The following is a 22023-nucleotide window of genomic DNA, read 5'->3' as shown; positions in this document are numbered from 1 at the left end:
GTGCTGGCTCCCGGAGGCGAAAACGTCCTAAAACGCCGTTTATATGACATTTAAGACATGGCCGCGCAAGACTAGGTTTCCTGACACGGCCCGAGCGGCCGAGAGCATTCAGGAGAACGACAATGACTGTTTCACATCAGGGCACGGCACTGATTACCGGCGCTTCGACGGGCATTGGCGCCGTCTATGCGGACCGGCTGGCCAAGCGCGGCTACGACCTCATTCTGGTGGCGCGCAATCAGGACAAGCTCACGGCACTCGCCAAACGGCTGTCCGGTGAGACGGGACGATCGGTCCGCACGCTCGCCGCCGATCTCGGCCAAAAGGCCGATCTCGCCAAGGTCGAAGCTGTGCTGCGCGACGATGCGAGCATCACGATGTTGGTCAACAATGCCGGAGTCGGCGCGGTGGCGCCGTTGCTCAATGCCGATGTCGACAAAATGGAAGACATGATCACGCTGAACGTCACCGCGCTGACGCGACTGACTTATGCCGCCGTGCCCGGCTTCGTTGCGCGCAACAAAGGCACGATCATCAACATCTCGTCGATCGTCGGCATTGCCGCGGAGATGCTCAATGGCGTCTACGGAGCGAGCAAGGCCTATGTGCTCAGTTTCAGCCATTCGCTGGTGCATGAACTGGCCGACAAGGGAGTCCGCGTACAGGCGGTGTTGCCGGGTGCAACGGCCACGGAGTTCTGGGATATCGCGGGCTTCCCGCACCAGAATATGGATCAGGCCATCGTCATGCATGTGAACGACATGGTTGATGCGGCGCTGGCTGGCCTCGATCAGGGCGAACGCGTCACCATTCCGGGGCTGCAGAACGGCGACGATTGGACCAGTTTTGAGGCGGATCGCCGCACGCTATCGGCGAAGTTTGGTCATTCGACGCCGGCGCCGCGCTATCGGGTGAAAGTGCCAGCATAAGCGTTGCGGCCCGGCCGGGGACTATCTGCCAAGCCCGGCAACTAAAACTCCGTCATGCCCGGGCTTGTCTCGGGCATGACGGCGTATGTGTTACAGGCAGCAAAAAGCCCGCCCTCTCGACAGAGGGCGGGCTTTTCGGGTCCAGAATTACTTCTTGGCCGGGGCCATCTTGCTGTCGGCCGGCTTCGGCGCGTCCTTGGCGGCCGGGGCTGCCGGAGCAGCGTCCGTGGGCTTCGCAGCAGCCTGATCCAGCCGCTCAACCTTGGCACCTTCGCGCAGCTTGGTGACGTAGTCAGCCTGCGCCTTGCGCACCACATACTGCTCGATCTGCGGCTTCACCTGCTCGAATTCCGGCGCCTTGCGGTTGCGCTTTTCCTCGACCTTGATGATGTGCCAGCCGAACTGCGACTTCACGGGGTCCGAGATCTTGCCCGGCTCCAGCGCGAAGGCGACGGCGGAGAATTCCGGCACCATCTGGTCCTTGGTGAAGAAACCCAGATCGCCGCCATCGGCCGCGCCCGGATCCTTCGACTTCTTCTTGGCGAGCTCAGCGAAATCGGCGCCCTTCTTCAGCTCTTCCGCGACCGTCTTGGCCTCGGCTTCGCTCTCCACCAGGATGTGGCGGGCATGGACTTCGGCTTCGCCGGTGATCTGCTTGGCCGCGTCCTCATAGACCTTCTTCATGTTGTCGTCGGTCAGGGCTTCCTTGCCCTCGACGGCCAGGAGGTTGTCCATCAGCAGACGGTTACGGGCGAAGGCCAGCTTGGACTTGAAGTCCTCACGATCGGCGATCTTCTTGTCCTCGGCCGCCTTGGCGACGATCTTCATGTCGATCAGGAACGACAGCACATTGTCCTTCCGGGTCGCAGGATCCATCTGGGCAAGGCTCGGACCGAGTTCTTCCTCGGCAATGGTGACGTCGCTCTGACGGATTTCCTGGCCGTTGACCTTGGCGAGGACCGGATTGGCGTCCTGCGCGTAAACCGGGAAACTGGTGAGGAAGGCCACCGCAACGGCGCCAGTCAGGGCAGCCAGGGTGCGGCCCGGGCGCAGGCCCGGCTTAAGAGCGGGCGATACGAAGGTCATGGAAAATCCTTATCTCGGATAAGAGCCTGTTGGGGACGGCGGACACTCTCCCAAACGTACCGTCTTGGCAACGCGAAAACTCTGTCAAAATGATGAAATCCTTGAGAGGTTCGCGCCGTTGACAACCCCCCATACGGGCCATATCTCTCCCCGACCGGGCCGGTGGCGAAGGCGCGATTTCGGCCGCGCCGTGGTCATTGAACCCCTGATTGCCTTGCTCCCACTCATCTCCCGGGGTCTTGCTTTTTTGGCGCTCCGCACCGGGGTCCAGACAGCAATCCGCCACAGACTTTGGATATGACGAGGCTGGGCGACCGCTGCACCATTCCACGGCCTTCGGGCCGCATTGCTAAAGACAGGATTTCGTGATGATCGGCGCGCTCGCCCGCAAGTTCTTCGGCTCTGCCAACGACCGCCGCGTCAAGGGATATCAATCGCGTGTTGCCGCGATCAACGCGCTGGAACCTGAGGTCGCAGCGCTGTCGGACGATGCGCTCAAAGCGCGTACCGCCGAGTTCAAGGCACAGTTAGAGGCCGGCAAGACTCTCGACGATCTCCTCGTTCCCGCTTTCGCCACCGTCCGCGAAGCCGCCAAGCGCACCCTCGGCCAGCGTCACTTCGACGTGCAGCTGATCGGCGGCATGGTGCTGCATGAGGGCGACATCGCCGAGATGAAGACCGGCGAAGGCAAGACGCTGGTCGCCACCCTCGCCGTCTATCTGAACGCGCTCGCCGGCCAGGGCGTGCATGTCGTGACCGTCAACGACTACCTCGCCAAGCGCGACAGCGGCTGGATGGGTCAGATCTACTCGTTCCTGGGCCTCACCACCGGCGTGATCGTTCACGGCCTCGACGATGCCGAGCGCCAGGCGGCATATGCCTGCGACATCACCTACGGCACCAACAACGAATACGGCTTCGATTATCTGCGCGACAACATGAAGTACCGGCTGGAGGACATGGTCCAGCGCAAGCACTTCTATGCCATCGTCGACGAAGTCGATTCCATCCTGATCGACGAAGCGCGCACGCCATTGATCATTTCCGGCCCGCTCGACGATCGCTCGGAATTCTACAACACCATCGACACCTTCCTGCCCAAGCTTGAAAAGGTCATCGACTTCGAGGTCGACGAGAAGCAGCGCACCGTGACGCTGACCGAAGCCGGCATGGAGAAGATCGAAACGCTGCTGCGCGATGCCGGCCAGCTCAAGGGCGAGACGCTGTATGACGTCGAGAACGTCTCCGTCGTGCATCACATCAATCAGGCGCTGCGCGCCCACTCGCTGTTCAACCGCGACAAGGACTACATCGTCCGCGACGACGAAGTGATCATCATCGACGAGTTCACCGGCCGCATGATGCAGGGCCGCCGTTATTCGGAAGGCCTGCACCAGGCACTGGAAGCCAAGGAACACGTCACCGTCCAGCCGGAAAACCAGACGCTGGCCTCGATCACGTTCCAGAACTACTTCCGCATGTACAAGAAGCTGGCCGGCATGACCGGCACGGCGCTGACCGAAGCGGACGAACTGTTCGACATCTACAAGCTCGAAGTCGTCGAAGTGCCCACCAATGTCGGCATCGGCCGCATGGACGAGGACGACGAGGTGTATCGCACCCAGGACGAGAAGCACGCCGCCATCCTCGCCGAGATCGAGCGCGCCAATGCACGGATGCAGCCGGTGCTGGTCGGCACCGCGTCGATCGAAAAATCGGAAGTCCTTGGCGAGTATCTGCTCAAGAACGGCTACAAGCTGATCGACTTCACCAAGCCGAAGGCGATGGACAAGCTCTACGCGGCCGCGCGTTCCGGCAAGCCGGCGAAACTGTTCGCTGTGCTGAATGCGCGCTTCCACGAGCAGGAAGCCTATATCGTCGCCGAAGCCGGCGTCCCGGGCGCCATCACCATCGCCACCAACATGGCCGGCCGCGGCACCGACATCAAACTCGGCGGCTCGGTCGAGATGCGCGCGCAGATCGAGACGGCCGAGATCGCCGACGAGGCCGAGAAGGCCGCCAAGATCGCCGAGATCAAGGCCGAGATCGAACGTTTCCGCGAGATCGTGCTGAACGCCAAGGAAGTGGTCGAGATCGAGCCGGCCAAAGGCAGCAAGCCGGCCAAGACCGTCGAGAAGCCCGGCGGCCTCTACATCATGGGCTCCGAGCGCCATGAGTCACGCCGCATCGACAACCAGCTCCGCGGCCGTTCGGGGCGTCAGGGCGACCCCGGCCGCTCAAAGTTCTTCCTGTCGCTGGAAGACGACCTGATGCGCATCTTCGGCTCGGATCGTTTGGATACGATGCTGACGCGCCTCGGCCTGAAGGAAGGCGAAGCGATCATCCACCCGTGGATCAACAAGGCGCTTGAGAAAGCCCAGCAGAAGGTCGAAGCGCGCAACTTCGACATCCGCAAGAACCTGCTCAAATATGACGACGTGCAGAACGACCAGCGCAAGGTTATCTTCGAGCAGCGCGTCGATCTGATGCAGAACGACAGCGTCGCCGAGACCGTCAATGATATGCGCCGCGCCTTCGTCGAGGACCTCGTCACCAAACACGTGCCGGAGAACCAGTATGCCGAGCAGTGGGATGTGGCCGGCCTGAAGGAAGAGCTCAAACGCGTGCTCGACCTCGATCTTCCGGTGGACGAATGGGCCAAGGAAGAAGGCATTGCCGACGAGGAGCTGCTCAACCGTATCGAGCAGAAGGCCGACGAGCACATGGCTGCGAAGGTCGCCCAGTGGGGCCCCGACGTGATGCGTTACGTCGAGAAGACGATCCTGCTACAGACGCTGGATCATCTGTGGCGCGAGCATCTGGTGATGCTGGATCACCTGCGTCAGGTTATCGGCCTGCGCGGCTATGGCCAGCGCGATCCGCTGCAGGAATACAAGGCGGAAGCCTTCAACCTGTTCGAGGCCATGATTTCCAATCTGCGCGAAGCCGTCACCGCGCAATTGATGCGCGTCGAAATCGTGCCGCCGGACGTGCAGCCTGAACTGCCTGTCATGGAAGCCCACAAGCTCGACTACAACACCGGCGAGGACGAAATGGCCTTCGCCAATGCAGCGCTGGCACCGATGGGCCAGCAGCAGCCCGCCGTCGCCCGCGATCCGAACAATCAGGAAACCTGGGGCAAGGTCGGCCGCAACGAGGATTGCCCCTGCGGCTCCGGCAAGAAGTTCAAGCACTGCCACGGGCGGTATGCGTAAGGCGACCACCGGGTAAATCGCGAACCCATCTGAAATCCCTCCCCGTTCGGGAGGGATTTTTCTTTGAGCTGTTGGTTCCACGCATTCACGCAGCCAAGCACTGCGCTGGACGCCGCTGACGACGATTGGACAACGCGTCGCAGAGGACTAGCCTGTTCCATCGTGCCGACACGAGCGGCCGCAGGAATGAGGGGGCGGGCCGATGATGTCCAATTCTGAAATGCTGATCCGCCTGATCTCCGCCGCGGCGCTCGGCAGTCTGATCGGTTTCGAGCGGGAGCGGCTGCTCTGGGCCGCGGGCATCCGCACGCATATGCTGGTCTGCGTCTGCTCCTGCCTGATCATGCTGGTCTCGCAATATGGCTTCTCCAACATCCTGCTCACGCAATCCAATGTCGTGCTGGATCCCTCGCGCATCGCGGCGCAGGTCGTATCCGGCATCGGCTTTCTCGGTGCGGGATCGATCCTGGCGCGCGGCGAGGTCGTGAAAGGGCTGACGACAGCAGCAAGTATCTGGACGGTGGCGGCGATCGGCCTTGCGGTCGGTGGCGGATTGTATCTCGCGGCCGGCGCATCGACGGTGATCATCCTGATCATCCTCGTCGGTATCAAACCGCTCGAAGAGGCCTATCGTTCGCGCAACCAAACCTGCATGCTGAAGGTCGAGGTGGAGAACAACGGCCTGACGCCGGAATTGCTGCGCGAGACATTGTCGCTGCGCACCGGCCAAGTGAAGCGCTTCCTGGTGGAAAGCCGCGACCCGCGAGGCACCGACCAGCTTTCGATCCTGCTCAGCAAGGTGTCATCACAGGATATCGCCAGCTATCCTTCGAAGCTGCAGGAGCTTGATGGCGTGAACCGGGTGAGCATCGTGAAGCGTGCGAGCAACAACGGCGCCAATCACACGTAAGCGATTATGTCTGCAGGGAGAGTGACGCGCGCCTCAGCGCATCGCCGAGAAGCGATCCGTGAACGAATTCGCGGACACGACCGGGGCTGCGCCTGACAGCGCGGCTGTGCCAGCGCCGCCGCCGGAGGCTGGCGTGGATGGTTCGGCCGACAGCGTCGGCTTGAGCGGCGGGCGCGCGGTGGCGACGAGCGGTGCGGGTGCGGCGGCCGGCTTCGCTGCAGCTACAGAAGCCGGTGTCGCAGGAGCAGGCGATGGACCAGCCTTGCTGGCGACGGCCTTCGGCTTCGCGGCCGGTGTCGGCACAGGAGCGGCTGGCGCCGTAGTTGCGGTCGTTTCCGAACCGCCGATACCGACCTTCTTGGCGAGATTGCTGAAGAAGCCGCCGTCCGACGAGGCCGACGCTACACGCGTGGAGGGCACGCCGACGACGGGTTCTTCCGATGCTGCGAACAGCGACGCCGAATAGGAGGTTGTCGCTGCAGCGGTCGCCTTCGGCGGATTGACGTGCGGCGGGATCGTGCCTGGCGCGCGCGAATAGGCGGCGGTCTGCACGCCCGGCAGCTCCGGATCCGACAGGCCGGTGGAGGCATCAGGCAGCTTGGCGGCGAAGACGCGGTTCATGCCGCCGTCGATATCGGGACGACGCTGCGCGACCGGCGTGCCCTTGGCAACCAGTTCGGCAACCTTCGCATCATCCTGTGCCTGCTTGGCACTGACGGCATCTGCGATCTCCGACGGAATCTGGTAGACCGGGCACTTGGCCGAGGCATTGAACACCAGCGGCTTGGTCGATCCCGCAGGCGCGGCCGGATCGAACACATACTTGTTCTCGCAGAACTCGACCTTCGGCTCCTGCCGCGTCACTTCGAAATGATCATAGCCCTGCTTGATCATCTTCCAGAACGGCATGTTCGGGTTGTTGCGATGCTTGGCCATGTTGACCGGGGTCATCTTGAACGGAAACGCCGCGAACTGGAACGAACGCTGCCCGCCGAAGAAGGATTCACGACCCAGTGAATAGATCTCGGCGATCTGTTCGTCGGTCATGGCGAAGCAGCCACGCGACGAGCAATCGCCATGCACCATCAACTGCGAACCGGTGCGTCCCAGCGACTTGTCGAAGGCGTTGGGGAAACCGGTATTGAACGAGAGATAGTAGGACGAGCGCGGATTCATCTGCGCCGGCGTGATCGAATAAAAACCTTCCGGTGCCTGACGATCGCCTTCCTTGACCTTGGGACCGAGATCGCCGGACCAGCGGCAGATCGGATAGGTCTTCAGCAGCGCGAACTGGCCGGAGCGATTCTGCTTCCAGACTTCGAGTTCGGCTTCCTGCTTGAACACACGGACCAGCATCGGCGACTGCAGGTCCATGTCCTTTTCAGTCATCTCGGCGACGAGCTTGGGCGGAACGGGCTGGTTGGCCTTCGCGTTGCTGGCGAGCGACATGTCTTCGCCGTTGCAGCCGGCCAGCACCACGCCTGTCGCAAGTACGACCGACGTCAGCAGCGCGCGAACAAGCGAGCGATGTTTCAAAGCCAAGCTCCGCAGCCGACGGGACGTCGACACCCCAAGGAATAAAGACAAATGAGCCCTTATTCGTACGCAAATATTAGCCTTAAGGCCCCTTGCTCGCAAGGCAACTGGCCGTGAGCAACAGGTTCCGTTCCGGCGATGGTCAACAGAGATTGAAGATCTCAGGCCGGGCGGAATTGCGGCGGTATCTGGCGGGAAGGCGAATTAAGCAGGCGGCGATGGGTTATGCTTAATAGTTTGGCAGCGCTCTCGACCGTCATGGCCGGGCTTGTCCCGGCCACCCACGTCTTTGTTCACTCGCCGCCAAAGACGTGGATGCCCGACACATCCAGCGAAGCTTGCTCCGTGCTGGCCGGGCATGACGAACATTGGCAATCGCGTGGACGATCTCGGAGTGCCTTACGAGCCCCGGACCACGGTCTTCAAGTAGTTGTAAGCCTTGATGATTTCGATCAACCGGTCCTCGGTGGAGCGGTCGCCGCCATTGGCGTCGGGGTGGTGCTGCTTCACCAGTGCCTTGTACTGCGCCTTGACGTCGTCGAGCGTCGCGCTGGGGCCGAGACCCATGACCTGCAGCGCCTTGCGCTCGGCATTGAAGATTTTACGGGTCTCTTCCTTGATCGGCTGCTGCGGCTTGCGGGCCCGGCCGCGCCCCATACCCATGCCGTTCATCTCGTTGAACATGGCAAACGGATCAATCGCGCCGTCGAGGTCGGGCTGCCCGGCCTTGGTTTTGTCCGCAGAGCCGTTGGCGCCCATCTTCCAGGTCGGACGATGGCCGGTCAGCGCGTCCTTCTGGTACTTGGCGACCGCGTCCGGGGCCATGCCCTGGAAGAAGTTGTAGCCCTGATTGTATTCGCGGACATGGTTCAGGCAGAAGTGCCAGTATTCCTTGTCCTGCGCACGGCCCTTGGGGGCGCGGTGCGGACCCTTGTTCTTGCACTCGGGCCATTCGCACATAATAGCTTCTTCGCGCGCAGCGGCCTGCTGCTTCGCGCTCAGCTTGTTCGGCTTGATACGGATGCTGTCGAAGAATTTGGATGAGTCGATGGGCATGGCTGACTATGACAACGCAATGCAAAAAGCTTCAAGTCTTGACATTCGGATTACCTCATTCGGCGCCTGCGCCGCACCAAGATGGTCGCCACATCGTGATTGACCATGAGCGGGGCGAACCGCTAAGCCGGCCATCATGACCATGAAAGATAACATCACAAAGAAGCTGACAGAGGCTTTCGCGCCCCTCAGCCTCGACGTGACCGATGAATCGCATCTGCATGCCGGTCACATGGGCCACCGCCCGGAGGGTGAAACCCACTTCAGGGTGAATATTGTGTCGGAAGCCTTCGAAGGGAAGAGCCGGATCGACCGCCACCGCATGATCAACGAACTGCTGGCGGCGGAACTCGCGGGAACGGTACATGCGCTGGCGCTGAAACCGCAGACGCCGAAAGAAGCGGGCTAGGCTTTGCCATAGTCCTCAACGCCGTCATTCCGGGGCGCGAGCGCCACTCGGCTACCGCGAACCCGGAATCTCAGCACGGGGAGTCTCCAACAGCGCCAAGCCATGTCCAGCTTCCGGGTTCGCGTGCGTGAAGACGCGCCCACGCCCCAGAATGACGCGTGGGTTGGTCCTACTTCTTCAGCGACGCGATCGCCTCGAGGACGTTCGGCTTCAGCCCGGCGCCGCCCGCATCCAGATGTTCGAAGATCTTCTTCCGCATGCGCGGATCCCAGAACTTCTTGATGTGCTCGGCAATGCCGGCCACGGCGTGATCGTGGCCCTGGCTGTTGAAGAAGTCGCCGATCTGGTTGGCCATGTAGATCAGCCGGTCAGGCGACGTCGATGTGTGGGTGTCCATGCTCTTGCCCTGATGCATCCGCGGTGACGCCGTGCTGACGCACGCGGTGCTGATGTGTGAAAACTTCGAACCCGTCGCTGCGCGCGATCGCGGCCAACGTAATGCCTGCGGCTTTCGCCATGCGGATGGCCAGCGCGGTGGGTGCCGAGACCGACACCATGAGCGGCGCGCCGATGGCGGCGGTCTTCTGCACCATCTCGACAGAGACGCGGCTGGTGAGCAGCACCATGCCCTGCCCTGCATCAACCTTGGCCTGCGCCAGCGCGCCGGCCAGTTTGTCGAGCGCATTGTGACGGCCGACATCCTCACGCAACGCGACGATGCCGTCGGCCGGCGTCCAGAACGCCGCGGCGTGCACGGCGCGGGTCTGGATGTTGACCTTCTGCAGCGGCGACAGCGTCTCCATCGCCGCCATGATCTGGTCGAAGGAGAACATGCCGCCGGGCGCGACGATGGCCGCCGGCTTAACGGCTTCCGAGATCGAGTCGATGCCACACAACCCGCAGCCCGTCGGCCCGGCGATCTGCCGGCGCCGTGCGCTGATGCTCTCGGCCTTCTCGCCTGCGAGCCACATCCGCAGCTCAACGCCATCGTCGAATTCAACGGCCTCGAAACTCTCGATCTCGTCGATCGAGGTGACCACGCCTTCGCTCAGGCTGAAGCCATAGGCGAAGTCGCGATAGTCCTGCGGCGTCCCCATCATGACGGCATAGGTGCCGCCATTATAGGTGATCGCCAGCGCGGTCTCTTCCGGCACCGCGCGCAGCCCCTCGCTGACGCCGGACTGGCGCCAGATCTTGCGGGGGGCTGAGCGAACCGGCTCGTGCATGTCTGGTCTACAGACCTACTCCGCGGCTTCCACGACAGGCATGGCGATCCGGCGCGACTGGCGGGCCTGCTCGTCATATTCCTTCTGCCACTCGGACGGACCGTTCGAGGGCGAGATCTGCACCGCCGTCACCTTGTATTCCGGGCAATTGGTGGCCCAGTCCGAGAACTCGGTGGTGATGACGTTGGCCTGCGTGGTCGGGTGATGGAAGGTCGTATAGACCACGCCCGGCGCCACGCGCTCGGTGATCAGCGCCCGCAGCGTCGTCTCGCCGGCGCGGCTCTGCAGCTTCACCCAGTCGCCGTCGCGGATGCCACGCAGCTCGGCGTCATGCGGATGCAGCTCCAGACGATCCTCTTCATGCCAGACCACATTCTCGGTGCGCCGTGTCTGCGCGCCGACATTGTACTGACTGAGAATACGGCCGGTGGTGAGCAGCAGCGGGAAGCGCGGCCCGGTACGCTCGTCGGTGGCGATGTATTCGGTGAGCATGAACTTGCCCTTGCCGCGTACGAAGCCGTCCATATGCATGATGGGCGTGCCCAGAGGCTGCTTCTCGTTACACGGCCACTGCACCGAACCAACTTCCTCGAGCTTCGCATAGGAGACACCAGCGAAAGTCGGCGTCAGCGCTGCGATTTCATCCATGATCTCCGAAGGGTGGTTATATTTCATCTCATAGCCGAGTGCCTTGGCGAATCCCAAGGTCACTTCCCAGTCCTCAAGACCATTTTTCGGCGACATCACCTTGCGGACGCGCTGAATGCGACGTTCGGCATTGGTGAAAGTGCCGTTCTTCTCCAGGAAGGTGGAGCCCGGGAAGAATACGTGGGCGTAGTTCGCGGTCTCGTTCAGGAACAGGTCGTGGACAATGACACATTCCATCGCCGACAGCGCGGCAACCACATGCTTAGTGTTGGGGTCGGACTGCAGGATGTCTTCGCCCTGCACGTAGAGGCCCATGAACGTGCCTTCGGTGGCGGCATCGAACATGTTAGGAATGCGCAGGCCCGGCTCGCTGTTGAGCTTGACGTTCCACATCGCCTCGAACTGCTCACGCACCGCATCGCCCGAGATGTGGCGATAGCCAGGCAGCTCGTGCGGGAACGAGCCCATGTCGCAGGAACCCTGCACGTTGTTCTGGCCGCGCAGCGGATTCACGCCGACGCCCGGACGGCCGATATTGCCAGTCGCCATCGCGAGGTTGGCGATCGCGATCACGGTGGTCGAACCCTGGCTGTGCTCGGTGACGCCGAGACCGTAATAGATCGCACCGTTGCCACCGGTGGCGAACAAACGGGCCGCGGCGCGTAGCTCCTTCGGATCGACGCCGGTCATGATGGCGGTGGCTTCGGGGCTGTGGTTCGGCTGCGCGACAAAGGCCGCCCAGTCTTCGAACTCGCTCCAGTCACAGCGCTCGCGGATGAAAGTCTCGTCGGCGAGGCCTTCGGTGACGATGACATGCGCCAGCGCGGTGAGCACGGCGACATTGGTGCCGGGCATCAGGGGCAGATGGTGCTGTGCCTCGATATGGGCCGAGCGGACGATATCGGTTTGGCGCGGATCGACCACGATCAGCTTGGCGCCGGCGCGCAAACGCTTCTTCAGGCGCGACGCAAACACCGGATGGCCATCGGTCGGGTTCGCACCAATGATCATCACGACGTCGGTGTCTTCCACCGAGTCAAAATCCTGCGTGCCGGCCGAGGTGCCGAAGGTCGAGGACAGGCCGTAGCCGGTCGGCGAATGGCAGACGCGCGCGCAAGTATCGACATTGTTGTTGCCGAAGCCGGCACGGATCAGCTTTTGCACGACGAAGACTTCTTCATTGGTGCAGCGTGACGAGGTGATGCCGCCGATCGAGTCCTTGCCGTATTTGGCCTGAATGCCCTTGAACTTCTTGGCCGCGAAATTGAAGGCCTCATCCCATGACACTTCCTGCCATGGATCGGTGATCTTCTCGCGGATCATCGGATTGAGGATGCGCTCCTTGTGGTTCGCATAGCCCCAGGCGAAACGGCCCTTGACGCAGGAATGGCCGCGATTGGCCTTGCCGTCCTTGTACGGCACCATGCGCACCAGCTCCTCGCCGCGCATTTCCGCCTTGAAGGTACAGCCGACGCCGCAATAGGCGCAGGTGGTCACAGCGGAGTGCTCAGGCTGGCCGATCTCGATCACGGCCTTCTCGGTCAGCGTCGCGGTCGGGCAGGCCTGCACGCAGGCGCCGCAGGAGACGCATTCCGAACCCAGGAAGCTCTCGCTCATGCCCGGCGACACGCGGCTCTCGAAACCGCGGCCGGAGATCGTCAGTGCGAAAGTGCCCTGAACTTCTTCGCAGGCGCGGACGCAGCGCGAGCAGACGATGCACTTGGAGGGGTCGTAGGTGAAGTACGGATTGGACTCATCCTTCGCCATCCAGTGATCGTTTTCGCAGGCTTCCGGCGAATTGTGGGTGTGCTTCGGGCCGGACTTGGCGAACACATGGTTCTCGCCGTCATAACCGTAGCGCACGTCGCGCAGGCCGACCGCACCGGCCATGTCCTGCAATTCGCAATCGCCGTTGGCGGCGCAGGTGAGACAGTCGAGCGGATGGTCGGAGATATAGAGCTCCATCACACCCTTGCGCAGCGCCGCGAGCCGCGCGTTCTGGGTATGAACCACGAGGCCGTCCATGGCCGGCGTGGTGCAGGAGGCCGGCGTGCCGGCGCGGCCTTCGATCTCGACGAGACAGAGGCGGCAGGAACCGAAGGCATCCACCATGTCGGTGGCGCAGAGTTTCGGAATCTGCGTGCCCATCTCCATGGCGGCGCGCATGATTGAGGTGCCCTCGGGCACCGAGACGCTCTGCCCGTCGATGGTCAGCGTGACCATCTTTTCGGACTTCGAGCGCGGCGTACCAAAATCGATTTCGTGAACGAGCGACATGTGTTGCTCCTTTACTCTGCGGCCTGAAGGCGCGATGGCGCCGGGCCGAAATCATCAGGGAAATGTTTCAATGCGCTCATCACTGGATACGGCGTGAAGCCGCCCAGCGCGCAGAGCGAGCCGAACTTCATGGTGTTGGAGAGATCCTGCAGCACGGCGATGTTCTCGGCGACGCGTTCGCCGCGGCGGATCTTGTCGATGGTCTCGACGCCGCGGGTGGAGCCGATGCGGCACGGCGTGCACTTGCCGCAGGATTCGATGGCGCAGAATTCCATCGCGAAACGCGCCTGCTTCGACATGTCAACCGTATCGTCGAACACGACGATGCCGCCATGGCCGATCAGGCCGTCGCGCTTGGCGAAGGCCTCATAGTCGAACGGCGTGTCGAACAATTCGCGCGGGAAGTAGGCACCGAGCGGGCCGCCGACCTGCACCGCGCGAACGGGCTTGCCGGTGAAGGTGCCGCCGCCGATATCATCGACGAGCTCACCCAGCGTGATGCCGAAAGCGACTTCGAACAACCCGCCGAACTTGACGTTACCAGCGAGCTGGATCGGCATCGTGCCGCGCGAGCGGCCCATGCCGTAATCCGCATAGGCCTTGGCGCCGTTGTCGAGGATGAACGGGATCGCCGCAAACGAGAGAACGTTGTTGATGACGGTTGGCTTGCCGAACAGGCCTTTATGGGCCGGCAGCGGCGGCTTGGCGCGGACGATGCCGCGACGGCCTTCGAGACTCTCCAGCAGCGAGGTCTCCTCGCCGCAGACATAGGCGCCGGCGCCGACGCGGACTTCGAGATCGAATGCGTGCGCCGAGCCGCGGATCTTGTCGCCGAGATAACCGGCGCGCTTGGCGGCGGCGATACCCGCATTCATCGCCTCGACGGCATGCGGATATTCCGAACGGATATAGATGTAACCTTTGGTGGCGCCCACCGCGATGCCGGCAATGGTCATGCCCTCGATCACCACAAAGGGATCGCCTTCCATGATCATGCGGTCGGCGAAGGTGCCGCTGTCGCCCTCGTCCGCATTGCAGACGATGAATTTGCGATCAGCTTTGGTATCGGCCACCGTCTTCCACTTGATACCGGTCGGGAAGCCGGCGCCGCCGCGGCCACGCAGGCCGGACGTGGTGACGTCGGCAATGATGCCGGCGCTATCCAGCGTCAGCGCGCGGACGAGGCCCTTGTAGCCGCCATGCGCGATGTAATCCTCGACCGACCGGGGATCGACGACGCCGCAGCGCACAAAGGTCAGACGCGTCTGCTTCTTGAGCCACGGAATTTCCTCCGCGACACCAAGACGCAGCGCATGCAGGCCGTTTGCGATCATCGCATCGAGCACCGACGCAACGTCTTTCTCTTCGACCGGCCCGAAGGCAACGCGACCTTCCGGCGTCGCGACTTCGACCATCGGCTCCAGCCACAGCAATCCGCGCGAACCGGGGCGAATGATCTCGATTGCGAGCTTGCGCGTCGCGGCCTGAGCCTCGAAGGCAGACACAAGCTCATCGGCACCGACGGAAACAGCGGCCGCATCGCGCGGGATGTAGATCTTGAGAGTCTTGTCAGACGATGTCATCGCTGTGCCTCCGCGACCAGCGCATCGATGCGCTTCTCATCGAGGCGGCCAACCAGACGGCCATCCAGCATCGCCGATGGCGCTGTGGCGCAGAGCCCGAGGCAATAGATCGGCTCCAATGTAACGCGCTGATCCGCCGTCGTGTTTCCAAACTTTACACCCAATTTCGCTTCCGCGCGCGCCGCCAGCGCATCGCCGCCGGCCGCCTGGCAGGCTTCCGCGCGGCAGATCTTCAGCACATGTTTGCCAGCCGGCTCATGGCGGAAGTCATGGTAGAAAGTGAACACCCCATGGACCTCGGCGCGCGACAGGTTACGCGCCAGCGCGATCATCGGGATTGCCGCCTCTGGCACATAACCGAAAGCCTCCTGCATCGCATGCAGGATCACGATCACGCCGCCTTCCACATGGGACAGGCTCTCGATGATCTCGGTGCCTCGGTCGGCACTCCAGGGCTCATAAGCATTGGGCTCGTAGGCTGCGTTCATCCCGGTACTCGATTGATCTTATGACTGGAAAACCAATCAAAATTGGAATCGATCCAAAGATCAATAAAGCTGTCTCATGCTGCGATACGGAAACGGTATCGACACCCGGCGAAACCAATGAATTTGAAATGGTTAGCTTGGTTGCAATGCAGCAATTACAGCACCCTAAACGAAGGTCTTACGCCTCCAGCGACGGCGCGACTTCCCGGGCGATCTGCACCAGAGTCGCCACCAGCGGAGTCATTGGATCGCGCTGGGGTACCACGAGGCCGACACCGTAATTCACCACGGGATCGACGATCGGGATCATACGAACCGAGTCATTGGCGGTCAGACCCAGCGTCTCCGCCAGCTTGGCCGGCATCACGCTGGCCCAGCGGCCGGTCTTCACATGGGTATAGAGCACGATAATCGAATTCGACGTCAGCATCGGCATCGCCTCGGCGCCAACCGACTTCAGGGCCCGATCAATAATCCGGCGGTTCTGCATATCGGGGGTCAGCAGGCACAGCGGCACCTGGCCGACTTCGCTCCAGGTAACCGTCTTGCGATCGCCGAACATGCTGTCCGGCGAGGTCAGCAGCCGGTAGCTTTCTTTATAAAGCGGGATCGAACGCACTTTGCCGAGCGGTTCGTTCTCGATGTAGGTCAGGCCCGCATCGACTTCGAGATTTTCAAGCAGACCGAGCACCGCCGCCGAGGTGCAGGACACGATGCGAAAGCGCACATCGGGATGCCGCGCGCGAAACGGCGTCGTCAGCGAGGCGACCATGCCGAGCACCGTGGGAATTGCAGCGATGCGGATCTCGCCGGACAGACTGTCCTTGAGACCGTTGATTTCCTGCTTCATTGCGCGGGCATCGCCAACAATGCGGCGTGCCCAATCGAGCGCGCGTTCGCCTTCCGGCGTAAACCCCTGAAAGCGCGAGCCGCGCTGCACCAGCATCACGCCGAGCATGTCCTCGAGCTGCTTGAGGCTGGTGGACATGGTGGGCTGGGTGACGCCACATGCTTCGGCGGCACGGCCGAAATGCCGTTCCTTCGCCAACGACAACAGCAGTTCAAGTTTTTCGATCAAGGGACGCCCCGCTCCGGCCACATCATTTTTGTCGAGGTGCGGCGCGACGATCGCGTGTGTGGCCTTCGGTGCCCGCCCTCGGGGCAAAGCATATGGTGCGAAGCCGCTTTGCCGCAACCATCGCAGCAGGACGAGCAGAGATCAGCCCCGGCCAAGCTTCCCGCTTCAAGATAGAATCTGGTTAGGGTCTTTGGGGCGGTCTGCTTCGTCGCGGGGTCCAAGGCCCCGGCGACGACAGCAAACGGCAAGTACGATCAGCAAGAAGGCTGATCCGAGATCAACCCAGGCGGCTGATCTGCTCTTCGGTCACGACGCGCTCGATGTTCTCGGACTTGCTCTTGATCCGGTAACGCGGGCGACCATCGGCTTCGATCGGAAGGCGAGAGGTGATGGTGTAGATGCTGCGTTCCTTGATGGTGGAACGGCCCTGCGGCCCCTGCAGCTGGTGGTGAACGTCCTCATTAATTGCGTAGTTATGCGCCATTATTCATACTCTCCACGATGAGCGGCTTTTAGCCACAACTTGCTCAAAAAGCAAGAAATCTCTAGCAATTTCGGTCAGATAGCTCGTCAGTCCTGATATGCAACGATGGGCAACAGGTCATAATTTGGACGCCGCTGCGACAGATTCCATCTCATGCTGCCGATCCGGTCAGCAGCAATTCTGTCGTTTTCAGAGGGGGTTGGACTGATTCAAGGGCGTGCCGCCATGACACAGTTCCCGCGCGCTTTCCGCGTTAGCAATAATCATGGAATACCAGCCGGGCCACTCGAAATTGGCCCCAAAAAGCCGAAAAACCACCGGCAGGGCATTGCCGGTGGTTTCGGAGATTTACAGCAGAGTGCGCGAGTCTCCTTGAAGACTTAGGGCCGTCAAAAAATTTGCCGGCTGCGCACGAAAATATTACATGAGCCAGAATGTTGAGCGCAATACCTGATTTGCTCAATCAAATATATTATTGGCCGCTATCGTTAGCAGGAAACATGATGTGGGCTGGCGCCAGCCCTGCCCGGGCCCGTTCGGACATCTTGCGAAATGCGGTTTCGATATCACGCGCAAGACGCCGGGTGTCGAAGGCCGGCATCTTCAGACGATTGGCCGATAATTTCTCCCGGATCGACGACAACCGCTCGGGATTTTCCGCCAGCTCGATCGCCATACGCTCATAGTCATCTCGCTTTCCTGCAATCAACTCCGGCACACCCAGATTCTGCAGAAGACTTGCGGCAACGCGCCCTGCAAAGGTTTCTCCACGACACGTCAGCAAAGGCAATCCAGCCCATAATGCGTCGCTCGCTGTCGTATGCGCATTGTACGGCAACGTATCGAGAAACAGATCCGCACAACGATGTCGCGCCAGGTGCTCGGCCGGCGACATGCGCGCGGCAAAGATCAGACGCGCGGGGTCGACGCCCCGCAATTCCGCTTCGCGGCGCAGATTCGCCACGGCCGCAGCGCTGTCCTCCAGCAGCCAGAGAACGCTACCGTCAACCGCGGAGAGGATCCGCATCCAGCTATCGAAGACGTCGAGCGTGATCTTGTAGGCATTGTTGAAGCAACAGAACACGAAGCCCTGCGCGGGCAAGCCGACCTCGGCACGCGTGAATGCACGCGTCGATATCTCCCGGCGATCGTCATTGGCCTGATAGCAATTCGGCAACCACGCGACTTTCTCGCTATAGAACTGCCGGTGCTCGGGCGGCAGCACATGCTGATCCGCGAGGATGTAGTCCATGAAGCCCGCGCCGAGCGTGCCGGGAAAGCCGAGGTAATTGACCTGCACCGGCGCGGCCCTGCGCGCGAATACGCCGGTGCGCTGCTCGCCGAAATAGCCGTTGAGATTGACGAGGATGTCTATGCGCTGTGCGCGAATGACGGCCACCGCCTGCGGATCGCTCAATGTGGAGATATCGACGATCCCATCCACGGCGCCAGCGATGCGTCGCCTGATGTCGCTGCCGTCGTCATACCCGTTGTCGATGGCGAAAATCTCGAACGCGCTTTTGTCGTGCTGCTCCAGCACACCGACCAGCAGCAGCGAGGTCGCCTGCTGTCGAAATTCGCCGGAGAGATAGCCGATGCGAATTTTTGCATCCGGCCCGGTCGAGGAGGCACGCAGCGGTGAATCTTGCGTGGGAAAACGCGAGGCGTTGGTCAGTTCGGCGCAGCGCTGCAGGCTGCGCTCCGATGTGGCGACGCCTTGCCAACCGAACGGCTCGGCGGCCAGCTTGCCGGCTATGAGATCGGCCTCGATCTCCGCAATCAGCGCATTCACGTCACGCCAGTCGCAGACCAGCATCTTCTGATGCAGCAGGTTGCCCTTCAGCAGTGGCATGTCCGGATTGAGCTGGCGCGCGCGCCCGTAGGACTCCACTGCTCGAGCCGGCATCCGCATCTGGCCAAAGATGTAGCCGCGGCCAAACCACGCTTCCGCGAGATCGGATTGCAAGGCGAGTGCCGACTCGCAAGCCGCGAGGGCCTCGTCATAACGCTTCAACTCCGCGAGTGACTTGCCCTTGTTGGAAAAGGCTGCGGCGTAGCGCGGATTGAGCGCCAGTGCGCGATCGAAGTCCGCCAGCGCGGCGGGGTAGTCGCGCAGATCATTCAGAACCGTGCCACGGCTATTCAGCGTTTCGGCATTACCGGGATTGAGCGCCAGCGCTTCGGTGAAGTGCTGCAGCGCCTCATCCGGCCGGTTCAGCGCCTTCAGCACCAGACCGTAGTTATAGAATGTGGCATCCGATGTCGCATTGATGCGTAGGGCCGCTTTCAGATGCGGCTCGGCTTCCGCATGGCGCTTCAGCGCGACCAGCACGATGGCGAGAATATTCAGTGCCGGGAAATGTTTCGGATCCTTGCGCAAGAACTTGCTGAACCCGCGCTCGGCCTCCTGGAGACGGCCCTGCTGGAAGGCTGCGAATGCGCTTTGAAACAGTTCAGCTTGAGACGCCATGATCCTGCGGACTTCGGGCTGTGCGGCTTGCCTGGCCGGTGGCAACCCCGCCGGTATAGACGCCCGCCTCCGCGACGTCGAGAACGCCTAGTCGAGCGGACGAAGTTGGGCGCGGCTCCATAAAACCAAAAACCCCCGGCAGTTTCCTGCCGGGGGTCTTTGTTTCAAAGACTGGTCGTCGTGAGACGATCAGAATTAGAAGGAGCGCAGGATCTGCACCGAACCGTTGTAGAGGTTCTGGTCGGCGGTGTTGAAGACCGTACCGGCCGGCTTGCCCGACATGCCAGTACCAATGGTGGTATAGGTGCCGTTCAGGTTCTGATCGAGGCGGCTGTAGGTGAACTGAGCCGACAGGGTCAGGTTCTGAACCGGGGTCCAGGCGGTACGGGTGCCGATCTGGGCGAGACCCAGGTCGAAGTTACCCGTGCCGGCGAAGGTGCCAGCACGAGCGGCAGCAGCCGCCGACGAGCTGAAGCCCGGGCCACCGGTGCTGACGCCGGTGAAGGCGGCCATCATCAGGTCGTTGCCAGAGCCATAGGAGATATGGCTGTAGTTACCGAACAGCGACGTGCGCCAAGCCGGGTTCCAGTAATGCTCGTAGAAAGCGCTAACTTCCCAAGCGGAGCTCTGGATGATCTGGCCGTTGGTGGCGTAAACGCCATCGAGCACGTAGCCGAAGCCGAGGCTGTTACCATCAACCTTCGCGTAGCGGCCGCCACCCGAGGTGTCGGTCGTGCCACCGAAGACATACTTGGCTGCGCCCTTGCCGTATGACGCTTCGATCTTCAAGCTGTCGCCTGCGCCGGTGGGCAGGTTCTTGAATTCGACCGCACCGGTAACTGCGAAGCCGTAGCTGTCGTCAGCGTGACCGAGCTGCTCGTTCGCACCCGAGTAAAGGCCCGGGGTGATCGCATGCATTGCAGCGCCGAAGTGCAGGGTGCCCCAAGCCTGATCGAGGCGGATGTTGCCGACGATATCAGGAATGTGGTTGCCGCCGTAGGCGTTGCCCACGAAGGTGTTCGAGTTCGTGCCGTAGAACGTACCCGGGAAGGTGCTCGCGCCTGGGCCGACGATGAACGTGTTGGTGTTCCAGAGACCGGCGTTGCGGTAGGGCGAGGCGTTTTCGATCGAGATCGTGCCCGACACGCCGTTACCGAAGGAGGCGGTGTAGGCCAACTGCGGGATACCGGTCGCGTTGTTCGAACCAGCGTTGAAGCCCGACGAGATATACGGCTTGGCGAGTGCCCACTGGGGATCGAACTGCGAGACGGCCTTACCGAAGGTGAAGCCGGCGAACTGGATGAACGCGTAGTCGACTTCGGTGTAACCACCAGCGATCGATTCACGATCCTGGAGGAAGTCGAACTGAATGTTCGCGTAGGTACGAACCACGCCGTATTCGGTCGCGGTGCGGGTGTCCGTCGTCAAGTTGACGCGTTCACGGGTCGAGAAATAGTTCTTGGTCCAGAGGTTGTTGCCGCCGGCACCACCCTGCCAGAACGGAACGTCGTAGGTGCTGCCGTTGAACGCAACGTCCAAACGGATCGCGCCGCCGATCTTGATGCAGGTATCGGTGCCCGGAATGTAGTAGAAGCCTGCGCCGTAGAGCGAGCAGATCTTCACGTATTCAACTGCCTTGGCCTTCACCGGAAGATCGGCTGCCTGAGCTCCGCCGATGGCGAGCAAACCTGCCGCCGAGCCGAGAATAAGGCCCTTAATCGTTGTCATGTTAACCTCCAAGTTGTCCAAAAGGGAAGGTTCCGGATCTGCCAGGCGGAACGCCCGAAGATTTAGTCCCCCAAGTCCCCAAACTAACCGCTAGAGCACTTCGCGCTTTCGGAAACACCCGCATAACGCGAGGCACTCAAGCGAACTACTTCAACGGGACGATTGAGGGTTTCCCCATCGCCGGAACTGAGAATGCCTGCGCAATTCTTAGAAGCAAAATACTTTATGAACTCAGGTAACTTTATCGCGATGCAGTGTGGTTTCCCGGCAACACACGAAATCGTGGTTTGCGCGTCACAATTCACTGATACAATTATAGAAATCTGAAATCTGTGAGACGGTGGGAATGGCCGGCGGGGCGACAGCAACTATGCGTGGGGGATCTGCGGGCTGGAACGAAAATGAGCTTTCTATTTGGGTGACCGGCCAGAATCAGGAAGTCATCCGACAGTTCATCTGGGACATCGCTTCGATCAACGTTCACCTTGAGGGAATCCGCCAGTTCTGGGCCAAGGAGCTCGGCATCAGCGGACCGCAATGGATGATCCTGATGGCGGTCAGCGACCTTGATCGCGGCAACGGCGTACCGGTCAAGGACGTCTCAGCCATGCTCCATGTCGACCCCTCCTTCGTCACCACCCAATCCAAGATGCTCGAGAAGAATGGGTTCATGCGGCGCGTCGCGTCCCGCGAGGATGCCCGCGTCGTGCTGATGTCGCTGTCCGACAAGGCCAGCAAGAAGATCTCGGCGCTATCGACTCGCAGGGAGTCGCTCGGGGATTTCATTCTTAGCGATTTCGACGAGCAGGCCTTGAAGGAGATCGCGCAGCACATGTCCCGGCTCAAGAATCGCCTCGAAAAAGCGACACTGATGCTGGAAGTCGAGAGCTGACCATCGCC

At 61.5% G+C, this 22023-nt stretch carries 17 protein-coding genes; 5 read left to right on the top strand and 12 right to left on the bottom strand.

Translation table 11 applies throughout. The features are described 5' to 3' along the window. Positions 1 to 122: 122 nt before the first annotated feature. Positions 123 to 929 carry an SDR family NAD(P)-dependent oxidoreductase gene (locus AB8A38_RS21780; protein ID WP_439087365.1) on the top strand — a complete coding sequence of 269 codons (807 nt, stop codon included), beginning with the start codon at positions 123 to 125 and terminating at the stop codon, positions 927 to 929. A 147-nt stretch (positions 930 to 1076) separates the two neighbouring features. On the opposite strand, the gene AB8A38_RS21775 is transcribed toward AB8A38_RS21780, so the two are convergent. Next, positions 1077 to 2015 carry a peptidylprolyl isomerase gene (locus AB8A38_RS21775; RefSeq protein WP_439087364.1) on the bottom strand — a complete coding sequence of 313 codons (939 nt, stop codon included), beginning with the start codon at positions 2013 to 2015 and terminating at the stop codon, positions 1077 to 1079. Positions 2016 to 2383: 368 nt separating this feature from the next. Between AB8A38_RS21775 and secA the strand changes: the two genes are divergently transcribed. After that, positions 2384 to 5230 (top strand): preprotein translocase subunit SecA, encoded by a 2847-nt coding sequence (gene secA, locus AB8A38_RS21770; protein WP_439087363.1) that lies wholly within the window; start codon positions 2384 to 2386, stop codon positions 5228 to 5230. Between the two features lie 202 nt (positions 5231 to 5432). Beyond that, positions 5433 to 6140, top strand: a complete 708-nt coding sequence (locus tag AB8A38_RS21765) for an MgtC/SapB family protein (RefSeq protein ID WP_439087362.1) — start codon at positions 5433 to 5435, stop codon at positions 6138 to 6140. A gap of 33 nt (positions 6141 to 6173) precedes the next feature. Here AB8A38_RS21765 and AB8A38_RS21760 read toward each other — a convergent pair whose 3' ends face one another. Together AB8A38_RS21760 and AB8A38_RS21755 are read right to left on the bottom strand one after the other, a co-directional pair. Continuing rightward, entirely contained in the window at positions 6174 to 7676 is a 1503-nt protein-coding gene (locus AB8A38_RS21760; RefSeq protein ID WP_439087361.1) for a L,D-transpeptidase family protein, read from the bottom strand. Between the two features lie 399 nt (positions 7677 to 8075). Further along, a complete protein-coding gene (locus tag AB8A38_RS21755; RefSeq protein WP_089267780.1) occupies positions 8076 to 8732 on the bottom strand; it encodes a J domain-containing protein in 657 nt (218 codons plus the stop codon). Positions 8733 to 8868: 136 nt separating this feature from the next. Here AB8A38_RS21755 and AB8A38_RS21750 point away from each other — a divergent pair, with 136 nt between their 5' ends. Then, on the top strand, positions 8869 to 9141 hold the full coding sequence (locus AB8A38_RS21750) for a BolA family protein (RefSeq protein ID WP_439087360.1): 273 nt from the start codon (positions 8869 to 8871) through the stop codon (positions 9139 to 9141). 169 nt (positions 9142 to 9310) lie between these two features. Here the strand turns inward: AB8A38_RS21750 and AB8A38_RS21745 are convergent, their stop codons facing one another. From AB8A38_RS21745 to AB8A38_RS21705, 9 genes are all read right to left on the bottom strand, one after another. Continuing rightward, positions 9311 to 9538: a formate dehydrogenase subunit delta gene (locus AB8A38_RS21745; protein ID WP_068729526.1), complete on the bottom strand. Its 228-nt coding sequence runs from the start codon at positions 9536 to 9538 to the stop codon at positions 9311 to 9313. Then, positions 9510 to 10367: a formate dehydrogenase accessory sulfurtransferase FdhD gene (gene fdhD / locus AB8A38_RS21740; RefSeq protein WP_315839556.1), complete on the bottom strand. Its 858-nt coding sequence runs from the start codon at positions 10365 to 10367 to the stop codon at positions 9510 to 9512. Before fdhD ends, AB8A38_RS21745 begins: the two co-directional genes overlap by 29 nt. Before the next feature lie 15 nt (positions 10368 to 10382). After that, positions 10383 to 13292 (bottom strand): formate dehydrogenase subunit alpha, encoded by a 2910-nt coding sequence (gene fdhF, locus AB8A38_RS21735; RefSeq protein WP_315839558.1) that lies wholly within the window; start codon positions 13290 to 13292, stop codon positions 10383 to 10385. 11 nt (positions 13293 to 13303) lie between these two features. Beyond that, positions 13304 to 14875, bottom strand: a complete 1572-nt coding sequence (locus tag AB8A38_RS21730; protein WP_439087359.1) for a formate dehydrogenase beta subunit — start codon at positions 14873 to 14875, stop codon at positions 13304 to 13306. Beyond that, positions 14872 to 15363 (bottom strand): formate dehydrogenase subunit gamma, encoded by a 492-nt coding sequence (locus tag AB8A38_RS21725; RefSeq protein WP_089267785.1) that lies wholly within the window; start codon positions 15361 to 15363, stop codon positions 14872 to 14874. The genes AB8A38_RS21730 and AB8A38_RS21725 overlap by 4 nt, the downstream gene beginning before the upstream one ends. 178 nt (positions 15364 to 15541) lie before the next feature. Next, a complete protein-coding gene (locus AB8A38_RS21720; RefSeq protein ID WP_149529976.1) occupies positions 15542 to 16441 on the bottom strand; it encodes a LysR family transcriptional regulator in 900 nt (299 codons plus the stop codon). A 277-nt stretch (positions 16442 to 16718) separates the two neighbouring features. Further along, positions 16719 to 16925 carry a hypothetical protein gene (locus AB8A38_RS21715; RefSeq protein ID WP_068729538.1) on the bottom strand — a complete coding sequence of 69 codons (207 nt, stop codon included), beginning with the start codon at positions 16923 to 16925 and terminating at the stop codon, positions 16719 to 16721. A gap of 472 nt (positions 16926 to 17397) precedes the next feature. After that, the gene (locus tag AB8A38_RS21710) at positions 17398 to 19395 is read right to left on the bottom strand and encodes an O-linked N-acetylglucosamine transferase family protein (RefSeq protein ID WP_439087358.1); all 1998 of its coding nucleotides are present in this window, start codon (positions 19393 to 19395) and stop codon (positions 17398 to 17400) included. 195 nt (positions 19396 to 19590) lie between these two features. Beyond that, positions 19591 to 21123, bottom strand: a complete 1533-nt coding sequence (locus tag AB8A38_RS21705; protein ID WP_315839569.1) for a porin — start codon at positions 21121 to 21123, stop codon at positions 19591 to 19593. A gap of 418 nt (positions 21124 to 21541) precedes the next feature. Between AB8A38_RS21705 and AB8A38_RS21700 the strand changes: the two genes are divergently transcribed. Then, complete coding sequence (locus tag AB8A38_RS21700) at positions 21542 to 22015, top strand: MarR family winged helix-turn-helix transcriptional regulator (protein ID WP_315839571.1); 474 nt, start codon at positions 21542 to 21544, stop codon at positions 22013 to 22015. The last annotated feature ends 8 nt before the right edge of the window (positions 22016 to 22023 follow it).

Source organism: Tardiphaga sp. 839_C3_N1_4, assembly GCF_051811045.1.
Classification (GTDB): Bacteria; Pseudomonadota; Alphaproteobacteria; order Rhizobiales; family Xanthobacteraceae; genus Tardiphaga.
Note: the sequence above shows the minus strand (reverse complement) of the source record. Positions and strands in the feature narration are given on the sequence as shown.